This is a genomic window from Streptomyces sp. NPDC028298 (genome assembly GCF_055565895.1).
This window is the reverse complement of the sequence record NZ_JBVHTL010000002.1, coordinates 428,729-439,004: the sequence shown is the minus strand read 5'-3', so window position 1 is coordinate 439,004 and position 10,276 is coordinate 428,729. Positions and strand designations below refer to the sequence as shown.

Genomic DNA, 10,276 nt, shown 5'->3' with positions numbered 1-10,276 from the left:
GTCGGTTTCTCTTGCTGTCTTTTCTCCTGGTTCGTGGGGGCGCCCGGCGGTGTGGAGGGTCCCGGCCTCTCTCCTTGGGGGGGGGGGGCTGGGGGGGGGCCACCCCCCCCCCCCCCCCCCCCCCCCCACTCCACTTTTCTGGTTCCGATGTGCCGGGTAAGGTTAGGTTAGCCTCACCGATCATCGGGACGGCACGACCCAACGATTCCGGCGGGAGGTGAACCGCGTGTACGTCTGCAGTTGCTTCGGGATCACCGAACAGCAGGTGAAGAAGCACGCGGAGGACGGCGCCTGTACTCCTCGGCAGATAGCCTCGGCCTCCAAGGCGGGCACGGACTGCGGTTCGTGCGTGCGCCGGATCCAGGCGCTGCTGGGCAGGGGCTCGTGTCCGCGCCGCGAACTGGCCGACAAGGGCATGCCGGTGCTCTCCGAGGTCCTCGCGCGGGCCGAGGCCGAGCAGCGTGAGACCGTCGGACACGGGACTGCCGGGCGCGAGGCCGCCTGACCCTCCGGCCCTCCGCCGGCCCGTGAGCCGTCCGGATCCCCGGCCGTCCAGCTCTCCGGCTGTCCAGCTATCCGGCCGTCTAGCTCTCCGGCTGCTCGATGAGCTGCGCGATGTAGAGCGCCTCGCCGAGTTTCTCGACCAGTTCGAGCTGGGTGTCCAGGTAGTCGATGTGGTGTTCCTCGTCCTCGAGGATCGACTCGAAGATGTTCGCGGACGTGATGTCGCCCTTCGTGCGCATCACCTCGATCCCGCGCTTGAGGCGGTCGATCGCCTCGACCTCCACCTGCCGGTCGGCCTGGAACATCTCGGTGACGGTCTGCCCCACCCGGACGTGGAAGAGCCGCTGGTAGTTCGGCAGGCCGTCCAGGAAGAGAATGCGGTCGGTGAGCACCTCCGCGTGCTTCATCTCGTCGAACGACTCGTGCCGCGTGTACTTCGCGAGCTTCGTCCAGCCGAAGTTCTCCTGCATCTTCGCGTGCAGGAAGTACTGGTTGATCGCGGTCAGCTCGGCGGTGAGCTGCTCGTTGAGGAATTCGATGACCTCGGGGTCGCCCTGCATCGCAGAGGCTCCTTCCAGGCGGAGTGATGGGCAGATTGCGCCGCATCTTTGCACCGGTGTCCGGGAGCGTCCAGTAAGTGCATGCTTACTCCGAGTTGCCCCGATCCTGCCCGTGCTGGTCATGGGCACTGTTCCCGGTCTGTCAGGATGGAGTCATGGGTCAGCCGGTGGAGCGCGAATCTGGAGAAACGGCACAGTCGGAGCTTCCGCCGGGACAGCGACTCCAGCGCGGCTGGCCGGTCACGCACTACGGCCCGGTCCCGAAGTTCCGCCCCGAGCGCTGGGAGTTCCGGGTCTTCGGGGCCACCGCCGACGGCGGGAAGCAGTGCTGGAACCACGACGAGTTCACCGCCCTCCCGTACGCCTCCGTCGTCGCCGATCTGCACTGCGTCACGAAGTTCAGCATGCTCGGGGCCGAATGGGGTGGCGTCCCCGCCCGTACGATCCTGGAGATAGCCCCGCCGGCGCCCGCCGTCACCCACGTGATGGTCTGGGCCGAGTACGGGTTCAGCTCGAACCTGCGGCTCGCGGACTTCGCCTCCGAGCGCACCATCTTCGCCACCCACAAGGACGGCGAGCTGCTGACGGCGGAACACGGCTTCCCGCTGCGCCTGGTCGTCCCGCATCTGTACGCGTGGAAGGGGCCCAAATGGGTGCGCGGCGTCGAGTACATGACCGCCGACCGCCGGGGCTTCTGGGAGGAGCGCGGCTACCACAACGTCGGCGACCCCTGGCGTGAACAGCGCTACTCCTACCAGGAGGAACCCGGGGACGGCCCCGAACTCTGAGCCCGCGGCCCGAGCCCGGGACGTGTCCCCCCGGCGCCGGTGACCCGGCGGCTCAGTGGTGGTACCGGTGCACCACGGCGTGCCCCTTGCCCCGGCCGATCGTCCACTTGTTGACCGGCGTCGTGACCACGAAGGCCACCGCGAGCGAGATCAGCAGGGATCCCCAGAACAGCGGGTCGACGAGCTGCGCGTCCATCGCGTCCGGCCACAGCACGATGACGCCGTTGTCGATCAGCTCCATCACCGCGATGGAGAGTGTGTCCGCGGCCAGGGCGACGCGCAGGGCGGTGCGGAAACCGACGCCCGCCCGCAGCACCCCGCGCAGGGTGAGCGCGTAGCCGAAGAAGAAGGCCAGCGCGATCGCCAGGACCGTCGTCGGAAGGTTGCCCCAGCCGAGCGCCGTGCCCACCACCATGCCGAGCACCTCGCCGATGGCGCAGCCGGTGAGGCAGTGCAGGGTGGCCGCGGCGGCCATGGCCCAGCCGGCCGCGGCAGGCCCCTGGTGGTCGTGCGCGTGAGCTGGTGCGTGCGTGTCCGGGTGGGTGTGCCTGTCGGCGTGCGTGTGCTTGTCCGGATGGGCGTGTGCCTCGTGCTGCATGATTCCCCCAGGGTCGAGTCACGGCTCCTGCATCAGAAGGAACCGTATACCCCCATGGGGTATTCCCGCGGTGGGACTGACGGGTGGGACCAACAGGTGGGACCAACAGGTGGGACTAAGCGTCGCGGAGCTTCTTCAGCCGCTCCACGTCCGCCGCGTGCCCTTCCTTGCCGCCGGGCGTCTCGATGATCAGCGGTACGCCCTCGGTGGCGGGGTGGGTCATCAGGGCGCGGAAAGGGTCCTCGCCTATGTGGCCGGAGCCGATGTTCTCGTGGCGGTCCTTGTGCGCGCCGACCACATCCTTGGAGTCGTTGGCGTGGATCAGCTTCAGCCGTCCCTCGCCGACCGTGTCGACCAGCAGGTCGAGGGTCTGGTGCATGCCGCTCGGCCCGGTCAGATCGTGGCCCGCCGCGAAGATGTGGCAGGTGTCGAGGCAGACGCCCAGCTTGGGATGCGCGTCCAGGGCCTCGAAGTAGGGCCCGAAGTCCCAGGTGCGGGAGCAGAGGGAGGCGCCTTGGCCGGCCGTCGACTCCAGCAGCAGGAACGGGTCGTCGTCGTGGGTCAGTTCGTCCAGCAGCGGCAGCAGACGGTCGCGCACCTGCCCGAGGGCGACGGAGCGCTCCCGGCCGCCGGTGGCGCTCCCGGTGTGCACGACCACCCCCAGGGCGCCGATCTCCCGTCCGCGCCGCAGCGAGTGCCGCAGCGACTCCACCGACTTCTCGACCGTCGCCTCGGTGTGCGAGCCGAAGTTGATCAGGTACGGGGCATGGACGTACGCGGGGATCGACCCGGCGGCGCACGCGGCGCGGAAGTCCTCGTCCTGCTTCGGGTTCCCGGCGGGTGTCGCCCAGCCGCGCGGGTTGGCGACGAAGACCTGGACGGTCTCGGCCGCGAGGTCACGGGCGTAGGCCAGGCCGACGGAGTTGAGGCCGCCGGCCACGGGGACGTGGCCGCCGACGGGGTTGCGGAGCTGCTTGCTGGTCACACCCGTCAGGGTGTCACGCGCCGCGGGGCACCCCGCGGGCGGACCCGGGAGGGGCCCGCGGGATGCCCGGCGGCGGGTCGGCTCAGCGGATCTGGATCGTGATCGTCGAGCCCTTGGGCGCCGTGTCGCCGCCGTCCACCGACTGCTTCTTGACCGTGTCGCCGAAGAGTCCGAGGAGCCCGCGGTCCTCGTCGACCTTGAACCCGGCGTCCTCCAGGGCCTGCTTCGCGTCGTCCACGCTGTCACCCACGACGTCCGGGACCTCGACCATCTCGGGGCCCTTGGAGAGCGTCAGCGTCACCGTGTCGCCCGTGGCGGCCTCGCGGCCCGCGTCCGGCGTCTGCCGGGCGACCTGGCCCTTGTCGAACTCCGAGTTGACCCGCTCCGCGGCGATCTTCACCTTCAGGCCGGCGCCCTCCAGCTCCGCGGTGGCGTCCTCGACCGACGAGCCGGTCACGTCGGGCAGCTCCACCGGGCTGCCCTTGCTCACCACGATCGCGATCGCCGAACCCGAGTGCCGCGTGGTGCCCGCCGCCGGATCCGTACCGATCACGAAGCCCCTGGCCACGTCCTGGCTGAAGGCGCGCGTGACCATGCCCGCGACGAGCCCGTCGCCCTTGAGCACTTCCTTGGCCTTGAACAGCGCGAAGCCCTTGAGATCCGGAACCTTCACCGTCTGGGGGCCGTCGGAGACGGTCAGGGTCACGGAGTCGTTGTCGCGGATGCGCTCGCCGACATTGGGGTCGGTGCTGATGACCGTGCCCCGCTTCACGGTGTCGCTGTAGGCGTGCTTGACCTGCTTGACATCGAGCCCGGCGCCCCGGAGCTGGGTCCTGGCCTGCGCCTCCGTCTTCGCCAGTACGGGCGGGACCTTGGTGAACTGGCCCGAGTTGATGTACCAGACACCGGCGCCGAGGCCGAGCACCAGCACGATCGCGGCGACGACCAGCAGCATCCCGCGCCGAGGCGGCCGTGCGGCCCCGGGCTGCGGCGGGACCGGCGCGGTGGTGAACGGGCCGTCCTGGGTGGTGAACGGGCTGCTCTGTTCGAACCGGCTGGTCCGATGGAGGGAGTCGTCGTCGTTCACGGGCAGCAGACGGGGGACGGACAGCGAGCGCGGGATCACGCTCGTACGGTCGTCGGCGTTGTCGTGGCCCACGGACAGGGCGCCCGGCGGGATCGCGTCGAGCTGGTCGGCGGTGAGGCCGGCGCGCGCTTCGAGGACCTGGCCGAGCAGGGACACCGCGTCGGCCGGGCGGAGCTCGGGATTGCGGGCCGTGGCCGCGGTGACGAGGTCGTCCAGCGGGTGGGCGAGGCCCGGCACGACGGCCGACGGGGGCGGTACGTCCTCGTGGAGGTGCTGGTAGAGCACCTGGGCGGGGGAGTCCGCGGTGTGCGGCTTGGCGCCGGTGAGCATCTCGTACAGGACGACACCGCAGGCGTAGACGTCGACCCGGGTGTCGGCGGTGCCGTGCTCGATCTGCTCGGGGGCGAGGTACGACACGGTGCCGAGGACGGCGCCCGTCGTGCTCGTGACCGTGTCCACGGCGCGGACGAGCCCGAAGTCCGCGACCTTGACCCGGCCGTCGTCCCCTATCAGGACGTTCTCCGGCTTCATGTCGCGGTGCACGAACCCGGCGCGGTGGGCCGCGCCCAGCGCGGCGAGCACCGGCTCCAGGATGTCGAGCGCGGCCCGCGGCTGCAGGGCGCCGCGCTCGCGCAGCACGTCGCGCAGGGTGCACCCGGCGATGTACTCCATGGCCAGATAGACGTACGACCCGTCCGCCCCCTGGTCGAACACCTGCACCACGTTCGGGTGCGCCAGCCGGGCCACCGACTTGGCCTCGCGGATGAAGCGCTCGACGAACGAGACGTCCGCGGCCAGCGTCGGGTGCATCACCTTGAGCGCGAGCACGCGGTCCAGACGGGTGTCCAAGGCCCTGTAGACCGTGGCCATCCCGCCGACCGCGATCCGTGCGTCGACGCGATAGCGGCCGTCGAGCACGTGTCCGACAAGCGGGTCCTGAAGGGTCGTATCCACGCAGGTGAGTCTACGAGCCGCCACTGTCACGGCGCCCCGTTCGGGCGATTCGGGGGCCCGACTGCATCCGAGCTGTGACGAGCGCGGCCCGTACGAAGGTCCGTTCGTCGCACAGATGTCCGATCAGGCCCTGTCTGTCACCGCAAGGCCACAACACGACAACCTGCGCCGCCCCGCCCGGCCGGAAAGCGACGGCGCACGTCCGGACGGCGCGATCGCTGCCGGGTGTTCCGGGGAGCCGGAGCGTGGCGGGTTCCCCGGGCGGCCGAAGCGTCGCGGGGTGTCCGGTGCGCTCAGAACGCCGGGCGCTCCGGGTCCAGCGCCGCCACGCCCTCCGTGGGGGAGGACGCCGTCGCGAAGTGCCGCCGGGGGATGCGCCCCGCCCGCCGCGCCAGCCGGCCCGCCTCCACCGCGTGCCGCATGGCCTCCGCCATCAGCACCGGCTCCTGCGCCCGCGTCACCGCCGAGGCCAGCATCACCCCCGCGCACCCCAGCTCCATCGCGAGCGCGGCGTCCGACGCCGTGCCCGCTCCCGCGTCCAGGATCACCGGCACGCCCGCGTGCTCGACGATCAGCTCGAAGTTGTGCGGGTTGCGGATCCCGAGCCCGGACCCGATCGGCGAGCCGAGCGGCATGATCGCCGCGCAGCCGACGTCCTCCAGCTTCCGCGCCAGCACCGGGTCGTCGTTCGTGTACGGCAGCACGGTGAAGCCGTCGTCGACCAGCGTCTCCGCCGCGTCGAGCAGCTCGATCGGATCGGGCAGCAGGGTGCGCTCGTCGGCGATGACCTCCAGCTTGACCAGATCGGTGCCCAGCGCCTCGCGCGCCAGACGGGCCGTCAGCACGGCCTCGCCCGCGGTGTAGCAGCCGGCCGTGTTCGGCAGGACGCGGATGTCCAGCCTGGCCAGCACCGACAGGACCGAGCCGTGCACGGACGCGTCCACGCGCCGCATCGCGACCGTCGTCAGCTCCGTGCCCGACGCCACCAGGGAGCGCTCCAGCACGTCGAGGCTGGGCGCGCCGCCCGTCCCCATGATCAGCCGGGAGCCGTAGACCGTACCGCCGAGGACGAAGGAGTCGTCTGCCATGGGTCAGCCTCCTTGGACGGCGGTGAGGACCTCGACGCGGTCGCCCTCGGCGAGCGCGGTGGACGGCCACTGCGCGCGCGGGACGACGGTCTCGTTCAGGGCGGCGGCCACCCCGGACGACGAGGCGGTGAGGGTCGCGACGAGCGCGTCGAGAGCGGTCCCGGCGTCGATCCGCCGCCGCTCCCCGTTGACGACGATGTTCATACGGGCAGCTCCGTGAGGGCGGTGGCGCCGAAGCGCAGGGGCGTGAAGGGGCGGGCTTCGGCGGGGAGTTCGCCGGTGGTCAGCACGTGGGCCATCACGTCACCGGTCACGGGCGTCAGGAGTACGCCGTTGCGGTGGTGCCCGGTGGCCAGCAGCAGCCCGTCCAGGGCGCTCGGGCCGAGCAGCGGCGCGTTGTCGGGCGAGCCGGGGCGCAGCCCCGCGCGGGTCTCGGTGAGCGGCAGCTCGGTGATCCCGGGGACCAGCTCGTGGGCGTCGCGCAGCAGCTCGTACACGCCGCCCGCCGTCACGGTGGTGTCCCAGCCCAGCTCCTCGCTGGTCGCGCCCACCACGAGCTCGCCGTTCTCGCGCGGCACCAGGTAGACGTGGCTGCCGCGCACCACGGCCCGCACGGTCCGGTTCAGGAAGGGCGCGTACCGCCGCGGCACGGTCAGCCGCACCACCTGACCCTTGACCGGGCGCACCGGCGGCACGGCGTCCTCGGGCACGCCCGCGAGGCGTCCGCTGAGGCTGCCCCCGGCCAGCACCACCCGGTCCGCGGCGAGGGCGGTGCCGTCCGCGGTGACGACGCCGGCCGCCCGCTCCCGTACGACGCTCAGCCGCTCCGCCCAGGTCCGGTGCATGACCACCCCGGCCCGCTCACAGGCCGTGACGAGGGCCGCCGCGAGGCGCCGCGGGTCGATCTGGTGGTCGCCGTCCACCCGCAGGCCCCCGCGCACGCCGGGCGCGAGCATCGGCTCCAGACGGCGGCACTCACGGCCGCTGAGCCACTCCGACTCCAGCCCCGATCGGACCTGGAGCGCGTGCAGTTCGCGCAGATGGGCCCGGTCGTCGGCGTCGAGCGCGACGGCCAGCGTGCCGCTCCGGCGGTAACCGAGGTCCTGTCCGGCCGCCTCGGTGAGCTCGGCGGCGAAGTCCGGATAGCGGCGCGCGGAGGCGAGGTTGAGGCCCAGCAGGGTCTCCTCGCCGAAGTGCAGCTCGGTGACGGCGGCCAGCATCCCGGCCGCGACCTGCGCGGCGCCGCCGCCCGGCTCGGGGTCCACGAGCGCGGTGGTGAACCCGCGCTGCGCGGCCCGCCAGGCCGTCACCAGACCGATGATTCCGCCCCCGACGACGAGGACGTCCGACGAACGTGCAGACGGCATGGGCGTCCAGCCCCTCCCTTCGCCGGCATGACCCGGATCAGGTTCGTACGGTCGGAGGCCGCCCAGCCTCCCTCTCAGCCCGGTGCGTCCGGGCTCCCGCGAGTGCTTTACGTTGGCCACCCTAGCCCGCCCCCGTCCGTCTCAGTAAGGGAGCCTCCGCCCATGGCGCGACCGCTCGACGGCCTCGTGCTCGCCCCCGTCGCCGACCAGGCGCCGGGCCAGGTCGGCACCCGCACCCGGTTCACCTACCACGAGGAGGACGGCGTGGTCTGGGCCGACTACGCCGGCGGCGACGTCGTCCGCGGACATCTCGTGGGCACCCGTGAGGGCGACCGCCTCGACTTCCGGTACGTGCAGCTCAAGCGGGACGGCACCACCGCGTCCGGCCACTGCGTGTCCCTGGTCGTCGAACTGCCCGACGGCCGGGTGCGGCTGGAGGAGACCTGGACGTGGGAGTCGCAGCCGGGCGCCGGGACGAGCGTGGTCGAGGAACCGGTCGGGACCGGCCGTGTGCAAGAGGTCACCGAGCACGTCCGCTGACTGACGGATCGTCACGTGTCTATGGTGATCAGGTGAGCGATCAGACGCAGGCACAGTCCCCGTCCCGGCCGCGGCGGCACACGGCACGACGGGTCGTCGTGGTGGGCGCCGGCATGGCCGGGGTGCAGACCGCGGTGGCCCTGCGCGAACAGGGCTTCACGGGCACCGTCACGCTGATCGGCGCGGAGCCGCATCAGCCCTACGACCGGCCGCCGCTGTCCAAGGCCGTCCTGCTCGGCAAGGCCGAGGGCTCCGCCTTCGACATCGACTTCGAGGCCCTGGACATCGACCTCCGGCTGGGCAGCGAGGCGCTCGGCGTGCGCCCCGGCGACCACGAACTCGACACGGACGCGGGGGCCGTCCCGTACGACGTCCTGGTCGTCGCCACCGGCGCCGAACCGATCCGGCTCCCCGGCGCCGAAGGGGTGCCCGGCGTGCATCTGCTGCGCACGCTCGACGACGCCGACCGGCTGCGTCCCGTACTCGCACGGCAGCACGACATCGTGGTGGTCGGAGCGGGCTGGATCGGCGCCGAGTTCGCCACGGCCGCGCGCGAGGCGGGCTGCGCGGTCACCGTCGTCGAGGCCGCCGACCGGCCGCTCGCCGGGGCGCTGCCGCCCGAGGTGGCCGCCCCGATGGCCGCCTGGTACGCGGACAGCGGGGCCTCGCTGCGCACCGGCGCGCGCGTGGAGCGCGTCGAACCCGGCGCGGTGATCCTGGACGACGGCTCCCGGGTGCCCGCGGGTGCCGTCGTGGTCGGGATCGGCGCGCGGCCCGCCACCGCCTGGATCGCCGGCTCCGGCATCGAACTCGGAGCCCACCGCGAGATCGTCGCCGACGACCATCTGCGCGCCTCGCTGCCGGACGTCTACGCGGTCGGCGACTGCGCGTCCTTCCCGTCCGGCCGCTACGAGGAACGCCTTCTCGTCCACCACTGGGACAACGCCCTCCAGGGCCCGCGCACGGTCGCCCTGAACATCGTCGGCGAGACGCCCGCCGCCTACGACCCCGTGCCGTACTTCTGGTCCGAGCAGTTCGGCCGCTTCGTGCAGTACGTCGGCCACCACACGCCCGCCGACACCCTGGTGTGGCGCGGTGACCCCTCGGGCGCCTCCTGGTCGGTGTGCTGGCTCCGCGAGACACGGCTCGTCGCCCTGCTGGCGGTGGGCCGCCCGAGGGATCTCGCCCAGGGGCGCCGGCTCATCGAGGCGGGTGCCGCGATGGATCCGGTGCTGCTCGCGGACCCGTCGAGGCCGCTGAAGGGCGCCACCGCCTGATCACGTCCCGGTCCCGTCACCCCGGGTCGGACGCCCTCGGCTTTCCGGCTGTCGGTCCGGGATGGCAGGCTTGTCCCGTGACCGAGATTGACGCAAAGACCGATGCTCTCGTCCCCGCCTGGCTCACCCTCCCCGACATCGCCGAACAGCTCGGCGTCGAGGTGACACGCGTCCGGCAGCTGGTCAAGGAAGGCCAGCTCATCGCCGTACGCCGTGGTGAGAACCGCGCACTGCACGTCCCCGCCGACTTCATCGACGTGGACGAGCAGAAGGTCGTCAAGGGCCTGGTCGGCACCCTGACGCTCCTGAGGGACGACGGTTTCTCCGACGAAGAAGCCCTCGAGTGGCTCTTCACCCCCGACCCGACCCTGCCCGGCACCCCCGCGCAGGCCCTGAGCGAGAATCGCGGCACGGAGGTGAAGCGTCGCGCCCAGGCGCTCGCCGTCTGATCTGATCGAGACCGTCCGGCACGGGGAGCACGGCGGCGGGACCCTCCCGGCCGCCGCGCTCCCCGCGCACCGACAACGG

Annotated in this window: 12 protein-coding genes and 1 riboswitch; of the genes, 5 read left to right on the top strand and 7 right to left on the bottom strand. The window is 72.1% G+C overall.

All coding sequences use genetic code 11. The features are described 5' to 3' along the window. Positions 1–217: 217 nt before the first annotated feature. Positions 218–505 (top strand): (2Fe-2S)-binding protein, encoded by a 288-nt coding sequence (locus ACZ4TO_RS10505; RefSeq protein WP_382780998.1) that lies wholly within the window; start codon positions 218–220, stop codon positions 503–505. Between the two features lie 79 nt (positions 506–584). Here ACZ4TO_RS10505 and bfr read toward each other — a convergent pair whose 3' ends face one another. Beyond that, positions 585–1,064, bottom strand: a complete 480-nt coding sequence (bfr, locus tag ACZ4TO_RS10500) for a bacterioferritin (protein ID WP_382780994.1) — start codon at positions 1,062–1,064, stop codon at positions 585–587. Positions 1,065–1,219: 155 nt separating this feature from the next. Between bfr and ACZ4TO_RS10495 the strand changes: the two genes are divergently transcribed. Continuing rightward, complete coding sequence (locus ACZ4TO_RS10495) at positions 1,220–1,852, top strand: sulfite oxidase-like oxidoreductase (protein ID WP_385047701.1); 633 nt, start codon at positions 1,220–1,222, stop codon at positions 1,850–1,852. 52 nt (positions 1,853–1,904) lie between these two features. Here ACZ4TO_RS10495 and ACZ4TO_RS10490 read toward each other — a convergent pair whose 3' ends face one another. From ACZ4TO_RS10490 to thiO, 6 genes are all read right to left on the bottom strand, one after another. Further along, positions 1,905–2,450, bottom strand: coding sequence for a DUF4396 domain-containing protein (locus ACZ4TO_RS10490; protein WP_385047698.1), 546 nt, complete (start codon positions 2,448–2,450; stop codon positions 1,905–1,907). Between the two features lie 115 nt (positions 2,451–2,565). Further along, the gene (locus ACZ4TO_RS10485) at positions 2,566–3,435 is read right to left on the bottom strand and encodes a deoxyribonuclease IV (RefSeq protein WP_468023965.1); all 870 of its coding nucleotides are present in this window, start codon (positions 3,433–3,435) and stop codon (positions 2,566–2,568) included. A gap of 82 nt (positions 3,436–3,517) precedes the next feature. Beyond that, positions 3,518–5,476: a Stk1 family PASTA domain-containing Ser/Thr kinase gene (gene pknB / locus ACZ4TO_RS10480; RefSeq protein ID WP_385047692.1), complete on the bottom strand. Its 1,959-nt coding sequence runs from the start codon at positions 5,474–5,476 to the stop codon at positions 3,518–3,520. Positions 5,477–5,769: 293 nt separating this feature from the next. Further along, positions 5,770–6,564 carry a thiazole synthase gene (locus ACZ4TO_RS10475; protein WP_382780981.1) on the bottom strand — a complete coding sequence of 265 codons (795 nt, stop codon included), beginning with the start codon at positions 6,562–6,564 and terminating at the stop codon, positions 5,770–5,772. Between the two features lie 3 nt (positions 6,565–6,567). Beyond that, positions 6,568–6,768, bottom strand: a complete 201-nt coding sequence (thiS, locus tag ACZ4TO_RS10470; RefSeq protein ID WP_382780978.1) for a sulfur carrier protein ThiS — start codon at positions 6,766–6,768, stop codon at positions 6,568–6,570. Next, a complete protein-coding gene (gene thiO, locus ACZ4TO_RS10465; protein ID WP_468023964.1) occupies positions 6,765–7,931 on the bottom strand; it encodes a glycine oxidase ThiO in 1,167 nt (388 codons plus the stop codon). Before thiO ends, thiS begins: the two co-directional genes overlap by 4 nt. Continuing rightward, positions 7,929–8,041, bottom strand: a riboswitch (TPP riboswitch). (Overlaps the previous gene by 3 nt.) 52 nt (positions 8,042–8,093) lie before the next feature. On the opposite strand from thiO, the gene ACZ4TO_RS10460 reads away from it, so the two are divergent. From ACZ4TO_RS10460 to ACZ4TO_RS10450, 3 genes are all read left to right on the top strand, one after another. After that, positions 8,094–8,471 carry an avidin-fold protein gene (locus ACZ4TO_RS10460; RefSeq protein ID WP_382780972.1) on the top strand — a complete coding sequence of 126 codons (378 nt, stop codon included), beginning with the start codon at positions 8,094–8,096 and terminating at the stop codon, positions 8,469–8,471. A 32-nt stretch (positions 8,472–8,503) separates the two neighbouring features. After that, positions 8,504–9,748: an NAD(P)/FAD-dependent oxidoreductase gene (locus tag ACZ4TO_RS10455; RefSeq protein ID WP_468023963.1), complete on the top strand. Its 1,245-nt coding sequence runs from the start codon at positions 8,504–8,506 to the stop codon at positions 9,746–9,748. A 77-nt stretch (positions 9,749–9,825) separates the two neighbouring features. Beyond that, positions 9,826–10,197, top strand: a complete 372-nt coding sequence (locus ACZ4TO_RS10450; RefSeq protein ID WP_361686113.1) for an Rv2175c family DNA-binding protein — start codon at positions 9,826–9,828, stop codon at positions 10,195–10,197. The last annotated feature ends 79 nt before the right edge of the window (positions 10,198–10,276 follow it).